This is a genomic window from Rhodoglobus vestalii, assembly GCF_006788895.1.
GTDB classification, from domain to species: Bacteria; Actinomycetota; Actinomycetes; order Actinomycetales; family Microbacteriaceae; genus Rhodoglobus; species Rhodoglobus vestalii.
In genome coordinates this window covers 2,251,728-2,277,152 of record NZ_VFRA01000001.1, presented here as the reverse complement: position 1 = coordinate 2,277,152, position 25,425 = coordinate 2,251,728, and the positions used below count along the sequence as shown (strand labels likewise).

At 60.4% G+C, this 25,425-nt stretch carries 26 protein-coding genes and 1 pseudogene; 8 read left to right on the top strand and 19 right to left on the bottom strand.

Features of this window, described 5'->3' with window-relative positions; all coding sequences use genetic code 11:
- Positions 1 to 43: 43 nt before the first annotated feature.
- The 5 genes from FB472_RS11235 to FB472_RS11215 all read right to left on the bottom strand — a co-directional run bounded on the left by FB472_RS11235 (position 44) and on the right by FB472_RS11215 (position 6,149).
- Entirely contained in the window at positions 44 to 1,144 is a 1,101-nt protein-coding gene (locus FB472_RS11235; RefSeq protein WP_141990962.1) for an ABC transporter permease, read from the bottom strand.
- Positions 1,141 to 2,673 carry a sugar ABC transporter ATP-binding protein gene (locus FB472_RS11230; RefSeq protein WP_141990961.1) on the bottom strand — a complete coding sequence of 511 codons (1,533 nt, stop codon included), beginning with the start codon at positions 2,671 to 2,673 and terminating at the stop codon, positions 1,141 to 1,143. The genes FB472_RS11235 and FB472_RS11230 overlap by 4 nt, the downstream gene beginning before the upstream one ends.
- 44 nt (positions 2,674 to 2,717) lie before the next feature.
- On the bottom strand, positions 2,718 to 3,821 hold the full coding sequence (locus FB472_RS11225) for a substrate-binding domain-containing protein (RefSeq protein ID WP_215730439.1): 1,104 nt from the start codon (positions 3,819 to 3,821) through the stop codon (positions 2,718 to 2,720).
- A gap of 97 nt (positions 3,822 to 3,918) precedes the next feature.
- On the bottom strand, positions 3,919 to 5,091 hold the full coding sequence (locus FB472_RS11220; protein WP_141990960.1) for a phosphotransferase: 1,173 nt from the start codon (positions 5,089 to 5,091) through the stop codon (positions 3,919 to 3,921).
- A complete protein-coding gene (locus FB472_RS11215; protein WP_215730438.1) occupies positions 5,088 to 6,149 on the bottom strand; it encodes a translation initiation factor eIF-2B alpha/beta/delta subunit family protein in 1,062 nt (353 codons plus the stop codon). Before FB472_RS11215 ends, FB472_RS11220 begins: the two co-directional genes overlap by 4 nt.
- Positions 6,150 to 6,310: 161 nt before the next feature.
- Here FB472_RS11215 and FB472_RS11210 point away from each other — a divergent pair, with 161 nt between their 5' ends.
- Positions 6,311 to 7,042, top strand: a complete 732-nt coding sequence (locus FB472_RS11210; RefSeq protein WP_141990959.1) for a GntR family transcriptional regulator — start codon at positions 6,311 to 6,313, stop codon at positions 7,040 to 7,042.
- Between the two features lie 73 nt (positions 7,043 to 7,115).
- Here FB472_RS11210 and FB472_RS14070 read toward each other — a convergent pair whose 3' ends face one another.
- On the bottom strand, positions 7,116 to 7,370 hold the full coding sequence (locus tag FB472_RS14070; RefSeq protein WP_170192087.1) for a hypothetical protein: 255 nt from the start codon (positions 7,368 to 7,370) through the stop codon (positions 7,116 to 7,118).
- A gap of 258 nt (positions 7,371 to 7,628) precedes the next feature.
- Here FB472_RS14070 and FB472_RS11200 point away from each other — a divergent pair, with 258 nt between their 5' ends.
- Both FB472_RS11200 and FB472_RS11195 read left to right on the top strand, forming a co-directional pair.
- Positions 7,629 to 8,471 (top strand): UbiA family prenyltransferase, encoded by an 843-nt coding sequence (locus FB472_RS11200; protein WP_141990958.1) that lies wholly within the window; start codon positions 7,629 to 7,631, stop codon positions 8,469 to 8,471.
- The gene (locus tag FB472_RS11195; RefSeq protein ID WP_246078191.1) at positions 8,468 to 9,922 is read left to right on the top strand and encodes a phytoene desaturase family protein; all 1,455 of its coding nucleotides are present in this window, start codon (positions 8,468 to 8,470) and stop codon (positions 9,920 to 9,922) included. Before FB472_RS11200 ends, FB472_RS11195 begins: the two co-directional genes overlap by 4 nt.
- 225 nt (positions 9,923 to 10,147) lie before the next feature.
- Here FB472_RS11195 and FB472_RS11190 read toward each other — a convergent pair.
- The 9 genes and pseudogenes from FB472_RS11190 to FB472_RS11150 all read right to left on the bottom strand — a co-directional run.
- Positions 10,148 to 10,840 (bottom strand): annotated as a pseudogene (locus FB472_RS11190) (DDE-type integrase/transposase/recombinase); the annotation flags it as partial.
- A 1,023-nt stretch (positions 10,841 to 11,863) separates the two neighbouring features.
- A complete protein-coding gene (locus FB472_RS11185; protein WP_141990957.1) occupies positions 11,864 to 12,184 on the bottom strand; it encodes a hypothetical protein in 321 nt (106 codons plus the stop codon).
- 36 nt (positions 12,185 to 12,220) lie between these two features.
- The gene (locus tag FB472_RS11180; protein WP_141990956.1) at positions 12,221 to 12,640 is read right to left on the bottom strand and encodes an SLOG family protein; all 420 of its coding nucleotides are present in this window, start codon (positions 12,638 to 12,640) and stop codon (positions 12,221 to 12,223) included.
- Positions 12,637 to 13,263 (bottom strand): dTMP kinase, encoded by a 627-nt coding sequence (gene tmk, locus FB472_RS11175; RefSeq protein ID WP_141990955.1) that lies wholly within the window; start codon positions 13,261 to 13,263, stop codon positions 12,637 to 12,639. Before tmk ends, FB472_RS11180 begins: the two co-directional genes overlap by 4 nt.
- Entirely contained in the window at positions 13,263 to 13,862 is a 600-nt protein-coding gene (locus FB472_RS11170) for a deoxynucleotide monophosphate kinase family protein (RefSeq protein ID WP_141990954.1), read from the bottom strand. Before FB472_RS11170 ends, tmk begins: the two co-directional genes overlap by 1 nt.
- A gap of 56 nt (positions 13,863 to 13,918) precedes the next feature.
- Positions 13,919 to 14,344 (bottom strand): hypothetical protein, encoded by a 426-nt coding sequence (locus FB472_RS11165; RefSeq protein ID WP_141990953.1) that lies wholly within the window; start codon positions 14,342 to 14,344, stop codon positions 13,919 to 13,921.
- A 1,013-nt stretch (positions 14,345 to 15,357) separates the two neighbouring features.
- A complete protein-coding gene (locus tag FB472_RS11160) occupies positions 15,358 to 15,945 on the bottom strand; it encodes a hypothetical protein (protein ID WP_141990952.1) in 588 nt (195 codons plus the stop codon).
- A gap of 193 nt (positions 15,946 to 16,138) precedes the next feature.
- Positions 16,139 to 17,041 carry a hypothetical protein gene (locus FB472_RS11155; protein ID WP_141990951.1) on the bottom strand — a complete coding sequence of 301 codons (903 nt, stop codon included), beginning with the start codon at positions 17,039 to 17,041 and terminating at the stop codon, positions 16,139 to 16,141.
- A 53-nt stretch (positions 17,042 to 17,094) separates the two neighbouring features.
- The gene (locus FB472_RS11150; RefSeq protein ID WP_141990950.1) at positions 17,095 to 17,868 is read right to left on the bottom strand and encodes a helix-turn-helix domain-containing protein; all 774 of its coding nucleotides are present in this window, start codon (positions 17,866 to 17,868) and stop codon (positions 17,095 to 17,097) included.
- A 41-nt stretch (positions 17,869 to 17,909) separates the two neighbouring features.
- Between FB472_RS11150 and FB472_RS11145 the strand changes: the two genes are divergently transcribed.
- Together FB472_RS11145 and FB472_RS11140 are read left to right on the top strand one after the other, a co-directional pair.
- A complete protein-coding gene (locus FB472_RS11145; protein WP_141990949.1) occupies positions 17,910 to 18,131 on the top strand; it encodes a hypothetical protein in 222 nt (73 codons plus the stop codon).
- Between the two features lie 1,786 nt (positions 18,132 to 19,917).
- Entirely contained in the window at positions 19,918 to 20,115 is a 198-nt protein-coding gene (locus tag FB472_RS11140; RefSeq protein ID WP_141990948.1) for a hypothetical protein, read from the top strand.
- Between the two features lie 3 nt (positions 20,116 to 20,118).
- On the opposite strand, the gene FB472_RS11135 is transcribed toward FB472_RS11140, so the two are convergent.
- The 4 genes from FB472_RS11135 to FB472_RS11125 form a co-directional block, all read right to left on the bottom strand.
- On the bottom strand, positions 20,119 to 20,718 hold the full coding sequence (locus FB472_RS11135) for a hypothetical protein (protein WP_141990947.1): 600 nt from the start codon (positions 20,716 to 20,718) through the stop codon (positions 20,119 to 20,121).
- A complete protein-coding gene (locus tag FB472_RS14065) occupies positions 20,688 to 20,849 on the bottom strand; it encodes a hypothetical protein (protein WP_170192086.1) in 162 nt (53 codons plus the stop codon). Before FB472_RS14065 ends, FB472_RS11135 begins: the two co-directional genes overlap by 31 nt.
- Positions 20,846 to 21,283: a hypothetical protein gene (locus FB472_RS11130; RefSeq protein WP_141990946.1), complete on the bottom strand. Its 438-nt coding sequence runs from the start codon at positions 21,281 to 21,283 to the stop codon at positions 20,846 to 20,848. The genes FB472_RS14065 and FB472_RS11130 overlap by 4 nt, the downstream gene beginning before the upstream one ends.
- Positions 21,284 to 21,740: 457 nt before the next feature.
- Positions 21,741 to 22,058 carry a hypothetical protein gene (locus FB472_RS11125; protein ID WP_141990945.1) on the bottom strand — a complete coding sequence of 106 codons (318 nt, stop codon included), beginning with the start codon at positions 22,056 to 22,058 and terminating at the stop codon, positions 21,741 to 21,743.
- Between the two features lie 9 nt (positions 22,059 to 22,067).
- Between FB472_RS11125 and FB472_RS11120 the strand changes: the two genes are divergently transcribed.
- The 3 genes from FB472_RS11120 (at position 22,068) to FB472_RS11110 (ending at position 25,228) form a co-directional block, all read left to right on the top strand.
- A complete protein-coding gene (locus tag FB472_RS11120; protein ID WP_141990944.1) occupies positions 22,068 to 23,246 on the top strand; it encodes a DNA-methyltransferase in 1,179 nt (392 codons plus the stop codon).
- Between the two features lie 294 nt (positions 23,247 to 23,540).
- Entirely contained in the window at positions 23,541 to 23,840 is a 300-nt protein-coding gene (locus tag FB472_RS11115; RefSeq protein ID WP_246078190.1) for a helix-turn-helix domain-containing protein, read from the top strand.
- Positions 23,837 to 25,228 carry a type II toxin-antitoxin system HipA family toxin gene (locus tag FB472_RS11110; protein WP_141990942.1) on the top strand — a complete coding sequence of 464 codons (1,392 nt, stop codon included), beginning with the start codon at positions 23,837 to 23,839 and terminating at the stop codon, positions 25,226 to 25,228. The genes FB472_RS11115 and FB472_RS11110 overlap by 4 nt, the downstream gene beginning before the upstream one ends.
- The last annotated feature ends 197 nt before the right edge of the window (positions 25,229 to 25,425 follow it).

Below are 25,425 nucleotides of genomic sequence, written 5' to 3'. Positions count from 1 at the left end.
TGATTCGAGTTCAGTAAACCGACGTCAGGCCCGCCCCCGATCATCAGCCGACGCTTGACGTTGACCCGGCGACCACATTTATGCGTTTCTTTGAGAAGGTGAAGCTGAAGAGAAGCGCCACTACAAGCACAACCCCTTTGCCGAGATCCTGGGCGTAGTACGGAAGCCCGATCATCGTGAACCCCGTGGTCATCACGCCGATGAGCACAGCCCCCAGAGCCGTGCCCCACGCGTTCGGTCGACCAAGACCAAGAACCGAAACGCTGACAAGCGCGACAGCGATTGCATCGAGCAGCAGGGAGCCGCCCGCCGAGACGTCGCCCTGACCAATGCGGGCGGCAAGCAGCAGTCCGGCAAGTGAGGCGAGAAGGCTGCATCCAACGTACGCGGCAGTCCGATACAGTTTCACCCGGATACCTGCGAGTCGAGTGGCTTCCGAGTTTGCTCCGATCGCATAGAGAACCCGCCCCCACTTGGTCTTCTCCAGAATGAACCAGAGCACGACCGTGATGACGGCGAAGATAATGACCGGCACCGGCACTGGGCCAACAGTTCCTCGGTCAAGAGCAAGGAAGTCGTCGGTGAAACGCCCCGCGGCTGTCGAACCATCCGCCAGTGACATGTTCGACGAAATTGACTTTCCGTCCACGATCAGCAGCTTGAGTCCGACGACGACGAACATCGTGGCGAGGGTTGCCAGCAGGTCGGGGATCTTGGCAACCAAGATGAGCAGCGCGTTCAGCAGGCCGATCGCGAGGCCGCCAAGCATGACAACCAGAATTGCTACGCCTCCAACTTGGTTGCCGACGACCATCGTCCAAGCCGCGACAGACACGGCAAACCCAGCAGCCGACCCGACCGACAGGTCAATCCCAGTGACGGTGAGAGTGAGCATAACGCCCAGCCCCGCGAGCCCGATCGGAGCGACAAGTCGCAGAACTCCGAAGATCGAATCCGGGGCGAGAAAGTTGGGGTTGATCAGCGTGAAGAAGCCGACCAGAGCGATGGTCACCGCAATGAATCCCCATCGTACGACGATAGCCGACAGCCGTTCTCGCAACGGTCGGGGCGAAAGTCCGGGACCAACGCCACCCCTGTCACGGCTGGCGTTGGCCGGCTCGGTTCCTGTGCTTGTGGTGGTCATGTGATTGTCTCCTGCGTTCCGATATCGCCCAAGAAGGCGTTGATGACGGCGTCTTCGTCCGTCTCATCTATGTATGCGTCGAGTTCGACCGATCCTTGCACCAGCACCACCACGCGATCAGCAACATCGAGTATCTCGTCGACGTCACCCGCGAACACGATCACGCCTCGCCCGGATCCGGTCATTGACCGCAGCTTGTCGCCGATGTCGCGCCGAGCGCCGATATCGACCCCACGGAATGGCTCATCGAGAACGACGAGTTTGGGTTGGCCAGACAACCACCGGCCCACAACGACTTTCTGTTGGTTGCCGCCGGAGAGATCGTCAATGGATGCGTCTGCTCCCGTCGTCACGACTCCAAGGTCATCAATGACCCCGCGGGCACTTTCCAGTTCAGAGCGTCTATGGAGAATTCCGCCACGAGAGAGCCGCTTGAGGAACGGCAACGATACGTTTTGCGCGATCGACCAACCCGGCAGGATACCCTGCTGCTGGCGATCCTCGGGAACCAAGACAACTCCCGCCCTAATCGCATCCGAGGGGCGCCGCGGTGCATAATTCGCTCCCTCGAGCTCGATGCGGCCTGCCAACGGCGCACGGAGACCGGTAAGTGTCTCCGCGAGCTCTGTCTTGCCAGCACCAATCAAACCGAGCACGCCGAGGATCTCCCCTGAACGCACAACGAGGTCGAGTGGTGTCCCCTCGTCAAAGAGCTGCAACCCCGAGATTGAGAGAAGGTCAGCCTTCCCCCTCGACACATCGGTGCGCTCTCGCTTGAGGTCGGCTCGACGACCCAGCATGTCAAACAAAATGGTCGGCCACTCGAACGGTCGTGACATCGTGCTCTGCACAACACCGTCACGAAGGACAGTAACGCGATCGGCGAGAGCATCGATCTCACCGAATCGATGAGACACATAGACAATCGCCAGACCGGTGCCCTTCAGATCGCGGAGCACAGCGAACAACCGCTCAGACTCCGACGCTGTAAGGGCTGACGTCGGCTCGTCGAGGATCAGCATCCGTGGACGGCCCCGCAATGCGCGAGCGAGAACGAGCATCTGCGCATCCGAGATATTCAACCGCCCCGCATCAAGTTGAAGGAAACGATCAGACCAATCAACACCAAGCTTGTGAAACGCTTTCCGAGCCTCCAACAGCATGCGACGGGAATTAAGGATCGGACTTTTCGAGGCGTGAGCGAGGTCATCGAGCAGCACATTTTCGGCGATGCTGAGCCCAGGTACGACGCCGTCCGCCACTTTCTGGTGGACGGTGGAGATACCAAGGGCTTTTGCCTTTGCGGGTGAGCCGAGGCTCACAATCTGCCCATCGATGAGGATCGAGCCCCGATACTGAGGGTTCGAGCCGCTGAGCGCCTTGATGAGCGTCGACTTTCCCGCCCCGTTGGCCCCAAGCAGGGCGGTGATCCGCCCTGCTTGGAACTCGAGGTTGACGTCACGAAGCACCGTGTTCGATCCGTAGGCGACCGATAGGCCAGTCACCGTGACAACAGGTGCGCCCGCCACTAGCCCTCCAGATTCGGCATCGCCCGCCGGAGCGAACACGTTACTCAAGAGATTGCCGGCAGCCAGGCGGCGGTCATGACATCCCGCATAAGCAACTTGGGCTCGGCGGCCAGCAAATCATCCACGTTAGTGATCCCACCTGACCTGAGGGCTTCCTGAGTGATGAGTACCGACGGGAACTCAATCGACATTTCCGAGTTGAGACCGGCGAGGGTCATAGCGGCGGTCCGGACCACGGCAGCACCGACAGCCGACGGGTCAGATGCAGCAGTAGCGATCCAGGGGCTTCCTTCGCCCAGCATGACCTGCATGTCGGCATTCGAGATGTCGATACCGTAGACCTTGATCTGATCCTCCTTGCCTGCCTGAAGCACAGCGGCCACAGCGCCCTTAGTGATCTCGTCGTACGGCGCGAAGATGGCCTCCACATCAGGATTCTGGGCGATCGCCGCGGCAACGAGAGGGATGTTGTCATTGGCCGTCGAGTCGCTGACCTTTCCAGTTGAGAATACGACGTCCCAGTCGTACTCCTCGACGAAGGACTTCCAGACCTCGGCTCGACGGTCGAGCGGAGCGAACCCAGTCGCAGACACGTAACCAACCTTGGCGCCAGCCCCAATGTCTTCCGCCATGAGGTCAAGCACGTTGGAGGCCAACTCTTCGTCAGACTGCGACGTGACGACGACTCCCTCGGCGTCGGTCAACGCGAGGTCGTAGACGACGACAGTGATTCCGGCGGCGACAGCCTCCGAGACGAGAGGCTGCATGGTGTCGGCGAGTCCGTGGCTCACAATGATGGCCGCAGGCTCGCTGTCGATCGCGCGCTGCATGTCACTAGCCATCTGTGCATTGTCGTTGCGTGCATCCGAAATAGTGAGTTCGATGTTGGCGATCTCGGCCTGAGCCTCTGCGCCTGCGCCCCACGCCTGGAAGTAGTCGCCAGCGCCGCTCTGTCGAACGAGAGCAACCTTTACCGGGTCGCCATCGAACGGAGCGGGCCGAGGACCGGTAGCGGTAGCGCCCGGCTCGGGCACTGCGCCAGAAGAACCGGCTGTGCCGGAACTCTGCGCGCAACCTCCAAGCGCGATCGCAGCGCTCAGCGCGAACGCGAGAGCGGCAACACGCATGGTTCGAGAAGATGTAGCCATTTTTTCCTCCAAATAGTCGTCATTGACATGAGCTGTGTGTGCGGGTCCCACTGGGACCCATCGTGGCGAAGCGCTCGAACCCCGTCGCGAAGTTTTTTCAGATATGTGCGACCGGGCCCGTCGACGGGTCCAGAAGAAGCGAGCGGCCTTCGTCAAAGACCGCAACGGATGCGGCCGCACATTCATCGGCTGGAAGCAACTCAAGGTCGGCCGCTCGGGCCACTCCGATCACCCGCCGGATCATCTCCGCCCCCGCGAAACCCCAGGCCTCGCGTTCGACCTGATCCAAGAACTCGGGCGAAGCGGTGTCCTGCCACGCCGCACGGAACGCTTCCCGGCTAGTGTCGACGGCCGAGGCCCGCATAACAGCGAGATCGGTCTGGCCCGCGGCGTCGGCTGCCATCGCCGCGATCCGCATGTTCGCCCAAAAGAGCCCAAGGTCCATACCGATAGGGCCGACAAAGCTGAACTCAGGGTCGAAGACTTTGACGTCTAGGTCATGGCCAACGTTCGGGAGGCGTACCATCACCGAACCAGTGTGGAGATCGCCGTGGAGAAGTCCCTGGGGGGATTCCGTGAATACTTTGGAAACCCTCTCGACAGCTGCTGCGACCGCGCTATCGTTCCAGAGCTGACGAACACGGCCCTCAAGTGCGGGTACCCAATGGTTGTTCGCGACATCGCGGTACGGCTCGCCGAGCACGTACTGGAGAGTGAGGGCGCAGAGGTCAGGATTGCTTGACTCCCGAGTCAACTCCTCGAAAGCACTGCGCCCCAAGGATGTTTCACTGGTACTGAAAGTCAGCTCTCCGATGAACCTGCCAACGACAGAACCGATAGCAGCACAATCGATCTCACTCGTGGCCTCGCCGGCCAGTCGAGCAGTTACTTGGTCGACTAGCCCATCGCGAAGAACCGTCAGCTCGGAGAGATCCTCCATGACCATCACGTACTCGTCGAGGTCCAGGTGAGCGATTGCTGGCACAGTATCGGGGGCCAGCCGGGCGAGCTGCGCATACGCACGAGCCTCGGCGCCGATGCGCGACGGATCCATCGGGGCGCCTTCCCCGATCACATTGATGAATGGCGGCGCCTGCTTGATAGCGAGACTACCCAGCGGCCCCTCGGCAATGAACACCCTATTCATGTTGCCCGCGGTCACTTCACGCACCGTGATGTGATCCGCTTCGTCAGCAAGGGTCGCACTCAAGTGCGCGAACTCCAGATACGCAACGACTCCGTCGCGATCGGTCAGCAGTCCACTGCTCATTTCGTGCCTCCAAAGTAGTCAGCAAGCTGCGCGGGTTCGAACGCTCCACGATCCGTAACAATGCGCGATACGAAACGTGACGGTGTCACATCAAAGGCTGGATACCATGCCTGAGTGACGAGCGGTGACGCCGTGCGGTGTCCGAGTGTGTTCAGGACCTCTTCGGGATCGCGTTCCTCGATCACCACATCCGCCGCAGTCGGAGCTCCGGAATCTGGAGACTGGACGAGCGCGTGGTAGGGGACCCCGAAGGCATTCGCCGCGAGAGCAACACCCAACGTCCCGACCTTATTGATCACGCATCCGTCCATGGTGACTCGGTCAGCCGCGGTAATTGCCGCGTCGATCGGCCCGAGTGTGGACCCGGGGGCCAAAGCCGCCGCCACCATTCCATCACTAATCAGTGTCACCGACTCACCCATCTCGGCAAGCGTGTGGGCGGTAAGACGCGCTCCCTGAAGGAACGGACGCGTCTCTGTCGCCACCCACTCCCACTGACGGTTGAGTCGACGACCGGCACGGACGAGCTCTACCAGGTAGGTGTCCATCCAGCAGTGGGTGAGGATACGTGCGCCATCGGGGACTAGCGCGGCAGCGTGCGTTGCGAGTGCACGACTCCGATTGCGATACCGATCCACGGCTGCTCGCGACGCATCCACGATCATGGTGCGATAATCGTCAGCGTTCGTCGCGTTCTCAGCGTCCGCGAGAATTTGCGCGACCGCTTCCGCCGGGTGGTTGTTCGTCGGGCGAGCAGTCGCGAGCATGATTCCAGCTTCAGCTAGCGCTTCGCGAGTTCGTGCGAGATCGAGCCCGACCGCCTGCGTCGCCGCCAGCTGCATCCCTAGCGCCGCAGCGTAGTAGGGCCCGGAACTCTGAGTCACCATGTCGCGAATCGCGCCAGCGACGGCTGCGGCGGTGCGCGCCTCAACCCATTCAATGCGCTCCGGAAAAATCCGGCGATCCAGGATCCGAACGACACCGTCAATAAACCTCACGGAGTCTTCCAGAGTGGTGATAGGCATACCCATCTCAGTTTCCGTCTGCAGACTCGTCATCGCGACTTCCTTGTCTTCTATTCTTCAGTCGTCTGACAACTGACGACTTTCTTGGGTCGAGAGTACAGTCACAAATATGTTCATGTCAATGGTCAGGTCACAGGGCCATCAGGATCGAGTCGCGGAATGCACCGGAGCCGCGAATGATGCATAGTATCTGAATGACTATCCCTCGCGACGTGCGTCCGCTGCCCCTCGTAGTCGCCGAGGACCTGCGCAATCGAATCCTTGCTGGTGAGTGGTCACCGGGCGAACAACTCCCCTCTGAGTCGGCGCTTGCCGAATCCGCGCGGGTCAGCCGTCCGACGATTCGGGCCGCGATCAAGTCGCTGGTGTCGATCGGCCTCGTTCGAGTGCGGCACGGTTCTGGAACATTCGTAACCGCGCGACCCTCGCATATCGTGTCGGGGCTGCAGGAACTGCGATCGACCTCGGAGACCATCGCATCATCTCGCGGCGCCTCAGAAGTACGCTACCGCCTTCGTGAGCGGCGAGCAGCCACTGAGGACGAGGCGATGCTATTCGAATCGAACCCACCATTCGAAGTGATCGCGCTTGAGCGCTGCTTCGTGGCAGGTGACGAACCGGTCGCCTTCGAGTGGGCTCTCCTGAATGCCGCAATCCTTCCGCCTGATCTTGATCCGACGACCCTTCCCAGCTCCATCTTCTCGGTATTTGCCTCGCTCGATCTGCTCCCGGAGCAGGCCGTGGCGAACGTGCACGCGAGCGCTGAAGTTGTCGACTGGGCTGGCCTGGCAAAACCCGATGCACTATATCTGTGCCTCACACAGCAGTCCTACCTCGCGGACGGCAAGGTCATCACGTGGTCGAAGACCCTATTCGCCGAAAAGGACTTCGAGTTCACGATCGTACGCACGAGATCGCCGTACTAACGACGTCACCTTAGAGTCTCAACGCCGGGGAAGTGCTTTCACAATCTCGGTGTCGAGATTCATCACCGAGCATTCAGCGCAGCCGGCTGGATGCTGCCGGCATTTCGTACTCCTGCCTTGATGGCAAGACCAGGAGCCGAGCCAAAGTCATCGAGCGGTTCAAGAACGTCATGGTGTACCGGCTTGTGGCCAAAGATACCATCGAGGAAAAGGTGCTGCTCTCAACGCGGTCAAAGCCAAGCTCTTTGACAGCGTGACGACGGATGGCGCGGCCATCGGCGCGAAATTCACCGCCGCAGACATTCGCGAGTTGTTGCAGTAAAACCATGCGGAGCCCCTTGACGGATGCGCTCGCCTGTCTGCCGGGCAGGACAACCACCCGGGGTTTGCCCGGGGTGCGAGCCCCAGAACTTCTACCGGGCACTGTTGCTAGGACTGCACCTTCGACCGCTCCTCTTACTGGCGCGGTCGGTGCTGGCGCGGTCGGTGCGGCCGGAAGCTCGTTGCTCCCGAACGAGTCGATGGCGACCGAGCTGGCGTCGGTGGGACTGACAGGGCGGTCATCCGCGACCACTATTATGGGAAGGTGCTCCTTCGACTGGTTCTGATATCGCGACCGGTGTTGTGGGTGAATACGGTCGGCACGACGGCGATCGCCATGTGGCTCGCGGGCGATCTATGGCGGTGGGACGTCGTTCCCCTGTTGTTGTGGGCCACGCTGCCGTTCAACCTCCTGATCTACGGTGTCAATGACATCTTCGATCAGGAGACCGACGCGTTGAATTCGCGGAAGGGTGGCCTCGAAGGTGCCCGGATCGCCGCCCCCGAGTCCCGACGCATCCTCGCCGCTGTCGTGCTGACAAATGTGCCCTTCGTTGTCTACTTCCTCATCGCACTGCCGCTGGACGCAGTTGCCTGGATCCTCGCCTACATCGTTATCTTCGTGCAATACTCGGCACCGCCCCTGCGCTTCAAGGCAAGGTCCTACCTAGACGCGTTGAGCAACGCAGCCTACGCATTCCCGCTCGTGTTCGTGCCCCTCTCCTTCGGGGAGCCTCCGGTCTGGGCTGCCGCGGTCGGGCTGATGGCTTGGAGCGTGGCCAAGCACACCTTCGACGCCGTGCAGGACATCGACGAGGACAAAGCCGCCGGCATCATCACCACGGCAGTGCGCCTGGGGCCGCACCGGGCCGCAGTGTGGAGCGCCGTCTGGTGGGCGGTTTCAACCGTCTGCTTCGCGATCGTCAACATCCCGGTTGCCGTGGTGAACGCGCTGATCGCCGGCTGGCTGCTGCTGCGCCTGCGCCGGGATCCAACCCCGAACGGTGCCCGCCGTCTCTACCGGTATTCGATCGCCTTCCCCTATGCGGCCGGTTCGGTTGCCGGCGTCCAGATCGTGGCTGCGCTGATGCTCGGAGGCTATCCGTGACCGCAATAACACCGCGGCGTATCGTCGTGCTCGGGGCCGGCATCGGCGGGCTCACCGCTGCCGCACTGCTGGCTAAGGCCGGGCACGATGTCACGGTGCTCGAAGGCAACGACTGGGTCGGCGGCAAAAGTCGGCGGATTGAGGTCGGCGGCCAGCGAATCGATACTGGCCCCTCCCTTGTCACGTTCCCGGCGGTGTGGGATGAACTCATGCGCCGCTACAACGCGCTTGGCGCAAGCGGTGCGCCGAGCGGCGCGATCGATGCCGGGGGCGACCCGCCGGCGGGCCAGCTGCAGCTGCGGCGCCTGCCCGAGGTGGGGCGCTACTTCTACGGCGGCCAGGCTGTCACACTGCCGGTCGAGGAGGGGCACCCTTGGCGGGCGGCGTGGGAACGCTTCGATCGTGAGCACGGTGGCCTCGGACCACAGATCACTTCGCTGCTCACCGCCGATCCGATCGACCCGAAGACGCTTCCCGCGGTGGGCGTCCTCGCACGCCGGTACGGCACCCGACTCACGACCAAGCGTTTCCTTGACGCCCTGACCTGGATGCCGGAGGGATTACGCGAGGTGATCGCCATCCACACACTGAACGCGGGGGTGCCGCCCACCCGCAGCCTCTCGCTCTACGCGAGCATGCCCGCGGTGATGGCCAGGGATGGCGTGTGGGTTCCCGAGGGTGGGGTCTACGAGCTCCCGCTTGCCCTCCACCGGCTCGCCCTCCAGGCCGGTGCGCGGGTTCACACCGGCGAGAGTGTCGTGTCGGTTCAGCGATCGCGGGTGCGCACGGTCGCGGCCGAGTACCGGGCTGACCTGGTGGTGAGCGCCCTCGACCCGGGGGTGCTCACCGGGCTCTTGGGCGGCGGGCCGTCCCGGGCGCGAGATCTCACCTGCTCGGGCGTCGCCATCTACGGCGTGCTTGAGAGGCTTCTGCCGGACGCCACGGCGACACACTCCGTGGTGCTGCCGGACGACCCGGCCGCCCTGCACCGCAGCCTCGCGGCGGGGCTCGTACCCCAGCAGACGATGGCCTTCGTGAACTACTACCGTCCGGGCGAGATCTACCCAAACGAGAAGGCTACCGTTGCGTTGCTACTGACCACGCCCGCCGATGGTCGCCGCTACGGCCTCGACGACCCCTTCGTACGACGGGAGGTCGAGCGCATCAGCGAAGTGATGGGACTCGATCGGCCCATCACCCAGATGCTCGGTGAGTACGAGATTCTCGATCCTGAGTACTTCTCCGGCTGGGGTGCTATGGGCGGGGCGCTCTACGGCGCGACCCGTCCGCTCTGGCAGAGCGGCCCGTTCCATGCGCCCGCCTACCGCGATCCTCGACGCCGGTGGCTCTGGCGTGTCGGAGCATCGGTGCACCCCGGTGGCGGAATCCCCGCGGTGCTCGGCGGGGCAATGACCTCCAGCGCCAAGCTGCTTCGAACCCTGCACGGCTGATTCCGCCCCCTGCAGTGCACCATCCCCGCTGTGCGGACTGCACGCCATGCGTCCGTGATTCTCTTTAGCCCACTCCCGAGAACGAATTGAGTATGTGGCCCCACCAAGGCCCGGCAACGAAAAGAGCCCCATTTGTCGGCGGGGCTACAGGGTCGCAGCGGGCCTCGGCGTCGGTGGGGGCGGTTCGACTTTCGGTGTCGCCTCCCATGCCCGCTGCGGGGTGACATAGGCCACCAGCTGACCCAGAACACCGCGTCGGGACGGGTTCAGTGCAGCCCCGTTATCGCTGAGAAGACGCTGCGGAACATCGTGCGCGGTGATGCCTTTCGTCACGACGGCGATCGCGCCTGCCGAGGTTTCCCCCCACGCAACATGGGAGGCGATAGCGAGGCGGGAGTGGTCATCGATGAGTTGGAAGATCACACATTTGCGCCCACCGGTCAGAACATATTCAGTGCCATCGAGCTGCCAGCATGCATTCGGCGCTGGATAAACAAACCGGCGGTAGGAGGCTCGCGGTTTCTTCCTCGGCTCCAACCGGGCAACCCCCGCGTCGCGGAAGATCCGTGCCAACGACGAGACCGCCGGCACTGGCTCCATCCGCAGAAAGCGCATCTTTTCGTGAACGCTGATCGGGCCATGATCCAAACCCGACTGCTCGAGAGCGGCACGAACGCCGACCGCTTGCGCCTTCACCTCATCCGAGATCCGGTTCGGGCTCGCCATCGGCCGACGGGTGCGAGGCTCAAGAGCTGCAGCCTGGCCCTCCAACCGTGCTCGTTTCCGGATCGCATAAAACGTCTTCCGCGCGATCTCATGCTCAAGACAGAACGTCATCACCGACCCCCGCGGCGCATCATCAGGCCACCGGGCGATTGCAAGACGGACACGAGGATCAACAGGCTCAACAGGGCTCATCCCTCAAACATCGATCAGAAGTGTCACCACCAAGACCACCAGAACTGTCACCGGTCTATTGGGGCAGAACTGTTACCTATGTCCTGAGACATAACATCAGGCCGATGCTGCTCAATTGTGGGCAAACACGATTCAAAATTCGCGAGTTTGCGGGAAGATAGCGCCGCTGACCAGAAATTTCACAAAGTGCCCCTGGAGAGATTCGAACTCCCAACCTGCTCTTAGGTATCATCACTTTTGGGAGGGTCTCAGCGGGACGCTCAAGGACAGAGAAAACCCCGGAACTACGCGGGTCCTGGTGGGTGTCGGTCTCCCGCGTGCCCTTCATGTCCCGGCACGTACGGTCCATGCCCCCGAGTAAACGTAGGGTAAACGTGGGGCAAGCCAATCAAACGCCAATACAAAACCTGCAATGGCTCAGGACAGCAAAAAGTCCGGCCCCATTATAGAAGCCGGGCTTACCGGTCGGGTAGATAGTGCAGGTTAGCGAGCTGGACCCCCTCGCGAGTTGTTGCGAGCCGATGCGCGTTGAGCAGCGTACATCAGACGGTCTCCGGCGGTGAGGGCCCGGGTTCTTCGGGTCACCCCACCGACAGAGCTGCGGCCAGCCGGGTAAACATCCTGAGTGGGCAGACGGCGGCAGACAGAAGATTGATACCGGGGGGAATTCGGCTTCTTGCGCCGTCGGCTCGCTCATCAAGACGCCCAATGCGCGGCGTTCTACCCGAGGTGTCACGGAGCCTGCTCCGCGCCGCGTTGCGGCCGTGCGGTGCGACGGGTCAGCACCAAAGTGCCCACCACGCCCACCAGGCAGAGCACCAGCGCCCCAGCAGCCATCACAGCAGCAAATTGGTCGTCGAGACGCTGCTAGGGCCTCACGGGCCCCCTGAGCGCCGACGGTGAGGTTGGGTTCGGCCGCAAGAATCGTGCCACAGACCATGCCAGCAGCCAAAACGGCGGGCCACAACGACTTCGTCACTGTGAAGCCTCCTCAGCGCGACACGGACAGCGACAGCAATAATGTTATCGACAAAGGTGTCTCCTCAGAGCCCAAGCCGCAGCCGCAGCCCAGTGATCAACCAGCTCAGGAAGACGGCCATAGTCAGAGCCGAGTTCACCGGTCGGGTGTAGACGCAACGTCCACTCGCAGGCATCAGCCGTCTGGCGGATGAGGTCCAGTGTCCGCTGCCCAAGACCGAAACCACGCTGGGTGGGCGGGACATTGATCAGATGCACAAAGGGGACATCGTCGGGATCGCGACTGATGTGAACCTGAACACCAGCGGCGCGACGGTCGATGAGTTCGATGAGCTCACGGATATCGCGAGAGGTGACTTGGGCCATGCCAGCCCTATGCGAGCAGGTCAACCTCGGCTGGGGTCAGTCGCTGACTGTCTCGTCTTCGGGCCGGTCCCAGAACGCCCGAACTTCGATACCCGCAGCTTTCGCCTTCGCAACACAACTCCACGTACCAACGCTTTTATGGTCGCGGGCAGGGAACGCCAAGCACACCACGGCACCGGCATCGACCATGCGCTGATTGCGTCGATGGCCTGCTGTGCGATCAAAAGTCCCGTTGGCCTTCGAACCCCAGTCGGTGACAACATGTTGTTCTTCGACCAGACGGCCAGGAAAATCTCGGGCCACAGCCCCCGCGATACTGTCCGCACCGCGAGCAGCACCATGGACAATTATCAGAACCTCACCCGGATGTTCGCGGGCAACCGCGCTGATAGCTCCGGCAACAACAGCCCGCGCAAGAAACTCGCGACTGCCGGTGATGAGCACCCGAACCGTCATCGAGCGTGCACCAACCGGTGGACACGATTGAAAATAATTTGCTTGATGTCAAACTCCGGCAACGAAGCGTCAACGATGAGAAAACGTTGAGGCTCACGGGCAGCGATGTTCAAAAACTCCTGACGGAGCTCAACCCGAAACTCATGGGCTTCACCCTCGATGCGGTCGGGTTTGCCATCGGCCGCAGCGCGCGCCGCAGCGAGTTCAGGTTCCAAATCGAGGAGCACGGTCAGGTCGGGGATGAGGTCTCCGGCAGCCCACAGGCTAAGACCGCGAATCAATTCGGGGTCAAGCGCACGACCAGCACCCTGGTACGCCACCGAAGAATCGAAGTAGCGATCCTGAACAACATGGGTGCCAGTGGCCAGCGCCGGCTCCACCAGAGTCGAGATGTGCTGCGCACGGTCGGCAGCGAACAGCAAAGCTTCAGCCCGAGGTTCCAAAAACCCTTTCGAGCCCAGGACGATCGCACGAATCTCCGCGCCGACGTCGGTGCCGCCGGGCTCGCGGGTGCGAAGTACCTCACCGCCGAGCTCCAACAGATATCCAGCGATGTGGGAAGCCTGAGTGGTTTTGCCCGCACCGTCACCACCTTCGAGGGTGATGAAGAGTCCACGCGACATCAGCGCACCCCCGCGATTGCAATGTGCAGCGCTTCGGCCTCAGCATGAAGCTCAGCCACCGTACCGTCATTGTCGATGACGACATCGAAGTCGCTGCGGCTGATGGAGTTCTCGACAGCATGTTGGCTATTGGTGTCCTCAGCCAACCCCGGTCGAGCAACCCACACCAGTGTGCCGCCAGCCTCCGTGATGACATCCGCCTCGTTGGGGTAACGGACGCCGGAGAGCACGACCGGACGGCCAGCATCACGATGAGCCTTGATGACTCGGGCGGCGATGTCAGCCCAGACGTTGGCGTCAACGACGTCGCGAACACCCGTCCCGACGTTCTGGAGGGTTGAACGCACCTCGGAATGGTTCTTGGCGTCGGTAAAACCCCGACGGGCAACGACATCGTTGTAGCGTTCGAGCTTCCCGAAGAAACCTCGGACACCCGGAGCACGTCCGACGATGGGGTTGATGATGGCGGTGAGTTCGGCAATAGCAGTGGACATGTTTACCTTGGTGAACCCGCTGTTGTCGACGAGTCGGTCCGCTGCGGTGTCTTTGCCGCTGCCGGGCTTGCCGCCGAAACCGATGAGTGCTGGAAGTGTAGTCATGGCTGCTCTATGCAATTGGATCTGAGCCGGGTGTGAAACCTGTTTGGGCATGATGGTCAGAACCAGTTTTCTTCATTCGAGGTGAAGGTAATGAGACTGTTGCGGCGTCTCACAAGCTGGATGAGACGCGGGCCGGAGATCCCACCTTCGTCATCGATTGCGCTCAGGATTTGTCCTGCCGGTGATGACGGTCGGGGCCTGATTCTGTGCGGTCCGCGAAGCAGCGTCCGGATGATGATCGGCGCGACAAATGGGGTGAGGATTTCGCTCTGGCAGAGCCTTGCCAGTGAGGCGGTGAAACGGTTATTGGGGATGGGTGGAACACCCTGATCGTGGAAGGCAATTCTGGCCAAATCGATGTCCATAAAATGGGGCTGGCCGGAGGTCGTGAGAACCCCTGCGGCAGCCTCAATCCATTGGTCGATTACGGAGCCGGAGACAAGGCGATTTTCGGGGTCACCTGAAGCTGGGTTTGGGTGCACAAAATCTCTGTGCGCGGCATCGGGGTACGGATTTGGGCTGTACCGGGTTGCTTTTTCTGTACCAGATTGGGTTTGGTACAGAAGTTCCCAGTGTTTATATAGGATTTTGGGCCCAAAACGGGTCTGTACTCGTGTACCAGGTTTGCACAGTACCCCTATAGAGAGAAAACCTATTGATATATATGGATACCTAGGCCCCTATATATACATACCCTCTGCCTCGTAGTGTATATATCTCTCTTAAGTACAAAGGTACAAGTAGTAGTAGAGGGCCCCCTTCCCAGCAAACAACTGGGCACTTCTGTACCAAACCCAATCTGGTACAAGGAAAGTAGTCGAGTACAGATTTTCGGCAACTTCCGCGTAAATCCGCTGATTTTTATTTGACCTTCGCTTTTTGGCCCAAATTGGTGCTCATCACCAAAAAAGTCAATCGCGCGATTTTTGCTCTCCGGAGCTCTCGAACGTCGATCGGAGGTAACCGAAATCTTCCCCAAACGGTCGACACCGATGCAAGATCTTCCCCAAAAAGGTCGACCGATCGACGAAATCTTCCCCAAAAACACCTCCGAGAGGTCAGTTCCTGCCCCCGAACGGACCGTTCTGGTACAGATATTCGACCCCGAATGCCGAAACCGGGGTACAAGATTTGGTGCTCAGGGCGGCATTTTGGGGGCAGGAATCAGGTGAATTCGGTGCCTGAATGCCCCCACCACAACCCGTCCACACCCTGTCACAGGGGAGCACTTTTCGGCTCTCCTCAACCCCATTTTCCGCACGTCTTTCACTCATCGAAACCACCCTGTTTTCAGACGTCGAAACGGCCTCTGACAGACGCCTTTGCGGCATCACCCACAGGCCACATTTCGCCCTGCGGCAGCATGAATTTCTGGTAGCGGAAACCCGTCCCCGGAGGTGCTGTGCGGGCTGAGTTTGAGCTTGATTGTGTGACGCTCGCAGACCTGCTGTGAGGTCGTTTAGGCGGTGGGTGTCAGCCTCTTATTCTGCGGTGTTTAGCCGGGGTGGTGGGCGAGTAGCGGTGTGGTGAAGCTGCGTGCGAGTTCCCATTCTTGGGGTGGAAGGCCTTGCCCTAGGGGTGTGCTTTCGATCTGGCGCAGTTCGTCTTTGGGGATGAATCTGAGCTCCAACCCCTCTTGTCCGTCGGTGGCATTTTCGCATCCCCACATGTCTTCGCAGCCGTCACAGTTACCACAGGTTTCGATGCGGTTGCGGTAAAACTCGTCAAGGTATTGGTCGATGTTGTTCCGCCCGTTTCCATCAAACATCAGTTCGCAGTCGTCGGGGTCTTCGACCCAGGCATGCGCAATTCTTTCTGCGCCGGAGGTGTCGATGAGGACGCTGATGGTGTCGACGTCAAGGGTATCGGCGAGGGCGACTGCGAGGGCGACACATTGCCCGCCGGTCAGTGCTTCTCGGGCGTGATGGTCGAGGATTCCGGGGGTCAGATTGACTGTGTGACCGCCGGCGAGCTCGACGGGGACACAGTTCAGGGTGGTGTCTGATTCGGCCCGCCGGTGGGCGGCGAACCTCCCAGGGTTGGTGCTGATGCCGCCAAGATGTTTCTCACGCAATGTCTCCATACCCCAGAGGTGTGCGGGGGCGGGTTAGAAGAGTGTGAGGTCGGCGGCGACCGGTACTGCGGGTGGAAGCAGGGCGTTGGGGCGCGTTTGTCGTAGACGTCCGCGGCAGGTGCCGGTCATGTGCCCGCTGTGGGCGTGCAGGGGTCAGTGGGATCCGGTTTCGTCTATCGGTAGGCGGATGCAGCCATCGGTGTCAGCTGCTGAAATCGGTGAACCACTCATAGACGACGCTCTGGATCTGTGGTCGTTCTAGAACTTCGTCTCCCCACTGGCGGATAACCTGGTCGGCAATCCAGTCTCCGTCTCCGAGATCACGGAGCGCGAGCAGGCGACGTTTCCCTTCAACGACAGCAACGGCGATGTCCGGGTTGGCGATGCCACGTTCGAAGACGCCTCTGACCTCTGCACCATCCATCGCAACCATAAGTCGGAAGAGGTCCGAAACGTCCTTCGGCTTGAACCGCTCGGGGTTCCGGGTCAGCTCTGTCGGGTCGATGCGGTCGAAGATCTTGTACACCTTCGCGCAGACTAGCGCGGCAACTCCTGCGACGTAGCCCTCGCCGTTCGGCGTACTGTCGAGCGAGTCGATCTCCATCCACTGGCGGTCGATAAGGCTCAGCTCGGTGCCGGTCGTCTTCGAGACGGAGCGCTTCCCGTGCGGGCCGACTTCGGCGCTGCGGCGGCCGCTTCCTGCGACGGATGCTGGGGCGATCAGGTCGATCGTGAGCCGCTGGCGCAGGTCGAGGTCGCGCTCGGATTTGAGGCCCCAAACACCGGGCCTGCTGTTGCTTGCCGGCTCAAGGCCGGCCGAGTCCATGATGTCGCTGAGCAGCGGCAGGTCTAGGAGGAACTCCGGCGTGACGCCGAGGTCCGCATCGTTCGTCGAGTCCATCGACGGGAGGTCCACGATCGTCTTCGTCTGCTCGAAGACGGCGTGCGCGCCCAGTACGGTGAGGGCTTTGGACTGCTTCTTGAGCAGACCGATCACTTTCAGTAGCAGCTTCCGAGATTCCAAAATCTCGGGGCCGAGCGTCATGTACGAGTTCGTCGCGACCAGTGAGATCTCCGGCGGTGTGGGCCCGGGAGTCGAGCTCATTGCTGGCGTCTTCTCGTGCTGGTTCGATCCGACAGTCCACTTCGGCTCGGCCATCATGCAACCGCCCCGGCCATCCAGCGCGATGCGACAGCGTCGGCAAGGTCGGCCATTCGGCCGGGTCCTGCATAAGAGTCGATGAGGGCCTGTCCGGGGCTGACGAAGGCGATGCCGTCCTCGTCGACAATTCCGGATGCCGCCACCCGGTCGAAACTCATCAGAGTCACCCGCGGCCCCGCAGTCGCCTGGGGGCGAAGCTCAGCGGCCTGGAGTGCTTGTGGCACCGAGTCGACGTAGATCAACGGCCACGCGGCACCGTCACGTGTGCGGGTCAGACTCGTCGCGGTGATGCCCGAGACCGCGTACCGCACCCCGGAGGAGGCCAAGGCCGCGACGATGTTCTGCCACGGCCTGTCGTAGACGACCGACTGCCTCTCGTTCGGGCGGTCGAAGATCCGGGACGCGATCCCAGCCTGTGCGCCAAGCTTTCCGATGTCCCGAACTCTTTCGGTCTCGTCGATGAAGCGGGCCTTCTTCCAGCGTTCGAGCCAGCCGTTGACCCGAGCGTCGTCTAAGCGCGCGTCGATGGTCTCACCCAGCGCGATACGGGCAGCAGCGACCGCGGCGTTGTCTCCGAGGGACGTCAGATCACCGGTCTGACGGTATCCCGCTGAGTCGAGCAGTCGACTCATGATCGACCACGTCGGTTCCAGAGAGCCTCGCTCAATGCGACTGATCGTTGATGCGGCAACACCTGCCAGATTCGCGAGGTCGACCTGCGATAGACCGCCGATGAGGCGCATCGAACGAACGAGCTCTTTGGCTTCCACAACGACTCCAATCTGTGCGTATACGCAATTCTACTATGTTCATGCGCGGCATCGGTGGCAATCAGGCAACGGCACTGTTGCAGATGACTGACGTCGCTGTGCTCGTCACCGTGCTCGTCACCGTGCTCGTCACCGTGCTCGTCGGGATGGGCCTGTTGGAGAAGACCCGGAGTGAAGCGGAGGGGCAGCAACCGCCGTCTCGCGCGCTCACAACCCACACAAGCGCCGTGAGCGCTCGTTTTGAGGGACCAAGCAGTCGATAGAGAATGTGACGCATCCATCGCCTTAACGGGGCACTGAAGGCTTTAGGCGGCGAGGTGGAGGCTCGATCTGTCGTCGAACCCGCCTCGACTTGTCGGGACGTGGGCAGTAATAAATTCCGGTCCGCCGCGTGCTCGCGGGCGGGTGTCTTCGTTCGAGTGCTAAAACCAGTGTTCGTCTTTGGCCACGAAGGTAATGAGGGTGTTGCGGCGCTTCACAAGCTGGATGAGGCGGGCCCGGAGATGAAGCCCCGTCGTCCACCGCCGCGAGAATCTGACCGGCCGGTGACTGAGGTCTGGGCTTGATCCGATGGGCTCCGCGAAGCAGTGTCCGAACGATGATTGGCGCGACGAACGGGGTGCGGATTCCCTGCTCGCAGAGCCCCGGCAGGGGAGGCCGAAAACTGGGTACTGGGGATGTCCGGAACACCATCTTGGCGGAACGCAATTCCTGCCAGATAAATGTCCATAAAAATGGGCCTGTCCGGAGGCCTTGAGAACCCCTGCGGCAGCCTCAATCCATTGGTCGATTATGGCGCCGGGAGCGGTGTCGGGAACGGGGCAATTTCGGGATCGCCTGATGAGGGAATTGGGCGCACGAAAAACCTGTGCGTGGCATCGGGGTACGGATTTGGGCTGTACCAGGTTGCTTTTTCTGTACCAGATTGGGTTTGGTACAGAAGTTCCCAGTGTTTATATAGGATTTTGGGCCCAAAACGGGTCTGTACTCGTGTACCAGGTTTGTACAGTACCCCTATAGAGAGAAAACCTATTGATATATATGGATACCTAGGCCCCTATATATACATACCCTCTGCCTCGTAGTGTATATATCTCTCTTAAGTACAAAGGTACAAGTAGTAGTAGAGGGCCCCCTTCCCAGCAATCAACTGGTCACTTCTGTACCAAACCCAATCTGGTACAAGGAAAGTAGTCTGGTACAGATTTTGGGCAACTCCGCGGAAATCCGCTGATTTTTATTTGACCTGTGATTTTTGGCTCAAATTGGTGCTCATCGCCAAAAACACATTCTGACGATTTTTTGCTCTCCGGAGCTCTCGAACGTCGATCGGAAGTGACCGAAATCTTCCCCAAACGGTCGACGCCGATGCAAGATCTTCCCCAAAAGGTTCGACTGATCGTCGAAATCTTCCCCAAATCGGTCCCGAGAGGGCAGTTTCTGACCCCGAATGGCACCTTCTGGTACAGATTTTCGTCCACAAGGGCGGCAACCGGGGTACAAAAATGCGGGCCAAAAACGTTAGATCGCCCCCGGATGCGGAACAATTATGATGCCCAGAACGCCCCCACCAACACCGACCCACACCCGATCAATAGGGCACACTTTCCGGCCTGATCAACCCTCTGCCCCAGCCCCCTTTTTCCCACCCCGAAACCACCCGGATTCCAGCGTCCGAAACGGCTTCGTCAAGAGCCCTTTTCGCTGTCGTCATACGGCGTCGCCGAGAGCCCTTTTCGCTGTCCCCCAACGGCTTGATTTTCACAATGGCAGGGTGAATTTTGCCATCATTTCGGCTTCGTCCAGAGTCCTTTTCGCCATCTCCAAACGGCTTGATGTTCACCCAATTGCAGGGGTCGGCAACCGGTGTGAAGCTTCGCATCCAGGCGGTTCGCCGAGCTGACCGACCACCCGTGCACGCGAACGGTGCCGTGGAGTCTGCGCTGGCTCAGGTGAGGAACCTGATGGAGCCGCGGATGTACTCGTACAAGAACCGCGCCCGCACCAACCGGGTGTTGGAGCTGGTGCGCCTGTCGATGCCCTGCGCCGATGACTGCGCCGCCTACACCGCAGCCATCAGGCCACCTACAGCGAGAGTACCGCGAGGTCTACGACAAGAGCGGGCTCGACCCGTTTGAGGGCAAGTACAGCCTTTGGTCAACGGCGACACAGAAGACGATGGCGGCGACGCGCGGCGCGTCAAGCGATGCTTACGGCGCGGATGGCAGAGGAGGCTGCCGTACCTAGCTCTTAGCCGTGATACGGGCAGCCGTGCTCGCTGACACGTCGCATGCAGGAACCTTTGCCGTTGGTGCGCGGTTTCCCGCAGCGGCCAGCAGCGGACGTTGCCCCACCGGCGATGGGTGTGCCCGCGGGCACGGGGCGGGTAACGCCTGCCGATCGAATACCGGCGCCGTAGCGCTCCGCGCGCCGCAGTGCCTCTTCGACTATGAGGGTGACCTCTTCTCGGTCTTCGCTCAGCGTCATGTTTCCTTCGCCGAATAGTGAGAAGGCCAGATCCACGAGTTCGTTGGCGTCGGTGATTCCAAGGTCGAGAATCAGGCGGCTTGTGTCGGTGTGGTCCTTCGACCGCGAGGCAGCGATCTTCATTGCGAGGAGCACTCGTTTTGACGCGATCGTCACCTTGTGTCCGCGTAGTTCAACGACAGTCGGTTCACCGTCGTCCTTGGGTGAGAACGACATGTAAGAGAGAAATGATGAGTTGACCCAGTGCGGGTCGAGTCCGTACTCGTCGGCCATCGCGGCTGCTTCAGCGAAGACCTCCGTCTGCGGCGTGAAGATCCCGTCGATGTCGGGAGTTAGTTGCTCGCGACCAAGGTGCAGCGCCATGGCGCGCCACCGACGATATACGCCTCAACCTCGACGCCCCGTGCAGCTTGACGATCCAGCAGCTCTCCGAGCAACTCCCGGATGTCCTCGACCGTGAGCGATCGATAGCTGTCGTCAAAATCGTCACTCAAGCGTTCACCCAATCACGCGGACGCGTGAGGATGTTTCGCTCTAGGAACTCAGATGGCGTTTGGCTGCGAATGAGGCTTTTGTACTGTTCCGACTCGAACCCGTCCCCACCCCAAAGCCACAGTTCCGTCAGCGGTGCGAGTTCTGTCCAACCTGGGGCTTCGAGCTGGCAAATGTTGGCTGCGTAGAGGAAGGCGGCCGCGAGCACTGCGTCGTAGTTCGCATCTCCGGTAGTTTCAGGCTCTGCAAACTCATCGGCGGGGATGTTCTTGCCCTTACTTTCAATCAGCCGCGCAATGGCCTCCGTCAGCTGACGGATCGCTAGGTCACTATTTCCAGCGGAAAGGGCGTCGCGCACGAGCGCAGCGGCCTGCGGAGCTGTTATGAGTTGCGGCGAAGCTGTCATGGCCTCAATCGTACCCAGCGTGGTGTTCATAAATGCTTTATGCGCGGCAGACAACAGAATCCGGCGGGTGCTCCGCGCACTCAACATCGTGGCGACCGCGCTGCCGATCCTGAAAGCTTGAGGGCGGCGTCGGTTTTGCAGGATGGCATCACGGGGGCGCGCCGTGGGCAACTGGGAAGGATTCCTTCCCAGTTGCCGGGGAGTGGGTGGCCTCTTCTCGCCGACACCATAGGGTGCTCCACAGAGCCGGGGCGGCGAGTTCAGAGGACACGAACGCGATGAAGCACAGATCGAGTTGATCTGATCCGCAGCCGGCCGCGGACGTCAGAAATTCGAAGTAATCCGGGTCGATCGGAGTTTCACCGTATTGGACATCGTGAACACTGAGTGTGTGTTACTTGTGCCTCCAAGCGTCCCGCTCGATCTGAGTCCTTCCCAACGCCCCGAGTCCCGTGCTGGTTCGTCCCGGGACCGCCGCCAGATTTGTTCACAGATCGCTAAGTTCGTCGGCGAGAGCATCCTTGACCAAATCCTCGATCGCTTCCGGCGTCAAATTCTGGGCTTCGAGCCCCATTGTCCAAACGACTTCCGAAACAAGTGAGCGCGCACGGATTTCCGCCGCCGCAAACTCCTTCTCCTCAGATGGTGCTTTGACAACCACTGTCACGGACCGCTTGCCGAGAGCGATAAGGGCTCTCTCGCGGGTTGCAAGCTTGATAGTCTCTCGCTCATCGTTGAGTTCAAGCGTTGAGACTGCGCGAACGCCGACCCCAGCATCCACCAGCCGGTGCAAACTGACCCGCATAGAGCGGGTATGGACTCTTCTATTGCACCCCGCATCTACCGTCAAGACGATAACGCCATGATCTACGCTGGCGACTGCCTGGCGGTGCTTCGTCTGCTTCCCGACAACTCGGTTGATTCTGTGGTCACTGATCCACCGTATGGGTTGGCGGATTTGTCTGCGGGGAAGGTTGGCGAAGCTCTGACTCGGTGGGTGTCTGGTGAGCCGGAGTTCATCCCCGCTGATGGGCGCGGGTTTATGGGTGCTGACTGGGACAGATTTGTTCCGCCGCCAGCTCTGTGGTCGGAATGCCTTCGGGTGTTGAAACCGGGCGGATATTTGGTGTCGTTTGCCGGTACTCGCACTCAGGATCTGATGGGTGTGTCTATCCGTCTGGCGGGGTTCCGGATAAAAGATGGTTTGCAGTGGGTGCGCTCGGATGTGTTCCCGAAGACGAAGCAGTCTTTGAAACCCGGGTATGAACCTATTTTGTTGGCTCAGAAACCTCCGGTGGGCACGATTGCACAGAATGTTGAACTCTGGGGTACCAGCAATTTGGATGTTGAGGGTTGTCGTACCGATTTCGTGTCGGATGCTGACCGTGCTGAGTCGTGGGGAAAGAACCAGCATGGTAAGTACGGCACTCTGCATGGCGGAAACGCTGTGTATGGCGACTTCCCGGCCGGTGGTGTCCGTAAGGATTACGCCCCTCCTGGACGGTGGCCAACGAACATCATGTTTGATTCGGGTGCGGCTGCAGAGTTGGATGCTGCGAACCCGGTGTCCCGTTCCCGGAAGGGTAAAGCCCGTTCTGGTCTGGCTGGTCCAGGTCAGGGGGTGACCTCTGGTGGAACTGGGTATGACGGTGAGGGTGGCCCGTCTCGGTTCTTCCCACGTTTGGGCGACGATGTCGAGTTCGAGGATAGGTTGCGTTTCCACTATGCGGGCCGCGCAACGGTCAAGGAACGTCCTGTCGCCGCCGATGGTACGAAGCACAACACAGTGAAGCCATTGTCGGTCATGGAATGGTTGATCAAGCTTGTCACTCCGGCGGGCGGCACTGTGCTGGACCCGTTTGCGGGCTCGGGTACGACTGCTGAGGCTGCGGTGAAGCTGGGTTTCAAGGTCATTGCTGTGGAGGGTAACGAAGCGTATCTGGAACTCATTGACATCCGCCTGGACTGGGTTGAACTCGCCGCACATGTCTAGTTCAACATCACCTAATTCGTGGGGCGGCGGATGCCGCATTCTCGGGCCAGGAGGACGTCGACTGGACCGAGGAGCTCAGCAGTCAACGACATAGCCTAACGTCGCTGTCGCTGTGCGTTATCGACTTTTTGCCAGATAATGACCAGCGTGACCGACATTACTTGCACGGCATCAGAGCGGCAGGCTCACACCGAGTATTAGCCAATTGCTGACTCGAAATTATGCCACCAGATGATAGCTATAGATTCCAATATGGCATATCATGGCACTTATGACTATCAGAAAGGGGTTCCCGTGGTTCAGCGTGGTTCATCCCAGCGGAAGCGAATCCTGAGAGACTTCGGCGCTAACATCCGGCGGTGGCGCAAGGTCAATGGCCTGAGCGCGGTGCAGGTTGCCGAGCGGGCATTCATTACCCGCCAAACGCTTCGGAACATCGAGAATGGCACCGGCACCGCACGTATGGACTCGCTGTTTGCTGTGCTCGCGGTATTGGGGGTTGAGGGCATCATCGTGGATGCGGCAGACCCGTACAACAACAACGCCGGTCGAAGTCGAATCGACGACATTCTCAACGCCGGGGGCACCATATGAAACTGATAGACATCATCGAAGTCGCGATCGGTGGTGGCGACTCGCCGACAATGGTCGGCACCCTTCGTCCATCCTTTCAAGGCGGCCGTTCGCTTGCCAGTTCCTCATTCGAATACACCCCGCGCTACCTACAGTCGCGCAGCGCCGCGCCTTTGTCGCCGGACCTCCCCCTGGTAACAGGCCGCATCTTCACACCAGCAAATAAGACGCTGTTTGGGGTCTTCTCCGACGCCTCCCCAGACGAATGGGGCCAGAAGGTCATAGGGGCCAACCGGGCCATCCTGCGAAAGAAGAACCCCGAGCTCCCCCGAGAGATGGGTGAATTCGACTACCTGATGGGCGTATCCGATGCCACCAGAATGGGCGATGTTCGGCTTCGGTTCCCGAATGGTCGGTGGCAATCTTCCTACGATGGTGTTGCCAACATCCACAATCTGGACAGAATTGTCAGGGTTGCTGCACGTTACGAGAATGACGAGGCGACCGACGAAGAAGTTGCATACCTGAACGACATCGCCACAAGTCCTGGGGGTGCCCGACCCAAGGCCAACGTCATGACGAAGAGGGGGCGCCTGGCCATCGCGAAGCTTCCTCACTCGAAAGATGGTGACCTCGATGTCGAAGCGTGGGAGACGGTCGCGCTGACGATCGCGAAATCCGTGAACATTCAAACTCCGGAGTTTCAGCTCGTTCAGACGCCTGGCGGAAAGTCTGTGTTGGTGCTTGAACGTTTTGACCGTATCGGGTCGGACGACCGGCGCGGTTTCATTTCAGCTGCAACGGCGCTTGGCATTGGCGCTAACGACCTCGGTGCCCGCACATATGAGGACTTCGCTGATGCAATCGGCCGCCTGTCGACAAATCCGGGCGCTGACCTGCGCGAGATGTTTTCGCGAATAGCTCTGACTGTCCTGATGAACAACGTTGATGACCACTGGCGCAACCATGGCTTCCTTCGTGACAAAAAAGGCTGGCGTTTGGCACCAGCATTCGACATCAACCCCAGCCCACACCGCGGATCCATCAACTCGCGGGCCATCAACGCTGACGACGACCCGCGCAAACGAGACATCAGAAATCTGCTGAACAGCTCGCAGACATATGGACTGTCGTCTGAGGAGGCCGCCGAGTCCGTTCTCTCGGTCGCAACCGCTCTTGAGAGGTGGCGTGATGTAGCCACCTCATTGAGATTGCCCGCATCTCAGATCGCTTTGATCGGCGGGGCATTCGACCAAGAGCAGCTAGACATCGCGAAGGCCGTCCGCGTCACAATCCCGCGCACCACAATTCCGCTGTCTCAGCCTCAACCTGGGGCAATTTGGGTGAAGGCCCACAACCGGGGCGGCGCCACCATTGCAGAGCATTGGCGTAAGCCTCCGAGCAAGTAAATGTGATGTTGACCGATTCTCCGAATTAGTCCCACGTCGCTGTGCGCTGGTCATGCCTTCGACTGAAACCACCACGGTCTTAAACGAGAAAAACCCGCGGATATCACCGCCATCATCTAGACAAAGATGTGTCGCAACAGAATGTGCGTTCGACCTAGCTTGATTATGCAGCCATGTGTCCACCTGCGGAAAGCCGC

Bases quoted from the DNA above. Each gene is read 5' to 3' on its own strand.
- FB472_RS11235 (WP_141990962.1), bottom strand. From the start codon at position 1,144: ATGACCACCACAAGCACAGGAACCGAGCCGGCCAACGCCAGCCGTGAC.
- FB472_RS11225 (WP_215730439.1), bottom strand. From the start codon at position 3,821: ATGGCTACATCTTCTCGAACCATGCGTGTTGCCGCTCTCGCGTTCGCG.
- FB472_RS11220 (WP_141990960.1), bottom strand. From the start codon at position 5,091: ATGAGCAGTGGACTGCTGACCGATCGCGACGGAGTCGTTGCGTATCTG.
- FB472_RS11215 (WP_215730438.1), bottom strand. From the start codon at position 6,149: ATGACGAGTCTGCAGACGGAAACTGAGATGGGTATGCCTATCACCACT.
- FB472_RS11210 (WP_141990959.1), top strand. From the start codon at position 6,311: ATGACTATCCCTCGCGACGTGCGTCCGCTGCCCCTCGTAGTCGCCGAG.
- FB472_RS14070 (WP_170192087.1), bottom strand. From the start codon at position 7,370: ATGGTTTTACTGCAACAACTCGCGAATGTCTGCGGCGGTGAATTTCGC.
- FB472_RS11185 (WP_141990957.1), bottom strand. From the start codon at position 12,184: ATGGCCCAAGTCACCTCTCGCGATATCCGTGAGCTCATCGAACTCATC.
- FB472_RS11180 (WP_141990956.1), bottom strand. From the start codon at position 12,640: ATGACGGTTCGGGTGCTCATCACCGGCAGTCGCGAGTTTCTTGCGCGG.
- tmk (WP_141990955.1), bottom strand. From the start codon at position 13,263: ATGTCGCGTGGACTCTTCATCACCCTCGAAGGTGGTGACGGTGCGGGC.
- FB472_RS11170 (WP_141990954.1), bottom strand. From the start codon at position 13,862: ATGACTACACTTCCAGCACTCATCGGTTTCGGCGGCAAGCCCGGCAGC.
- FB472_RS11160 (WP_141990952.1), bottom strand. From the start codon at position 15,945: ATGGAGACATTGCGTGAGAAACATCTTGGCGGCATCAGCACCAACCCT.
- FB472_RS11155 (WP_141990951.1), bottom strand. From the start codon at position 17,041: ATGAGCTCGACTCCCGGGCCCACACCGCCGGAGATCTCACTGGTCGCG.
- FB472_RS11145 (WP_141990949.1), top strand. From the start codon at position 17,910: ATGCGCGGCATCGGTGGCAATCAGGCAACGGCACTGTTGCAGATGACT.
- FB472_RS11140 (WP_141990948.1), top strand. From the start codon at position 19,918: ATGACTGCGCCGCCTACACCGCAGCCATCAGGCCACCTACAGCGAGAG.
- FB472_RS11135 (WP_141990947.1), bottom strand. From the start codon at position 20,718: ATGGCGCTGCACCTTGGTCGCGAGCAACTAACTCCCGACATCGACGGG.
- FB472_RS11130 (WP_141990946.1), bottom strand. From the start codon at position 21,283: ATGAACACCACGCTGGGTACGATTGAGGCCATGACAGCTTCGCCGCAA.
- FB472_RS11125 (WP_141990945.1), bottom strand. From the start codon at position 22,058: ATGCGGGTCAGTTTGCACCGGCTGGTGGATGCTGGGGTCGGCGTTCGC.
- FB472_RS11120 (WP_141990944.1), top strand. From the start codon at position 22,068: ATGGACTCTTCTATTGCACCCCGCATCTACCGTCAAGACGATAACGCC.
- FB472_RS11110 (WP_141990942.1), top strand. From the start codon at position 23,837: ATGAAACTGATAGACATCATCGAAGTCGCGATCGGTGGTGGCGACTCG.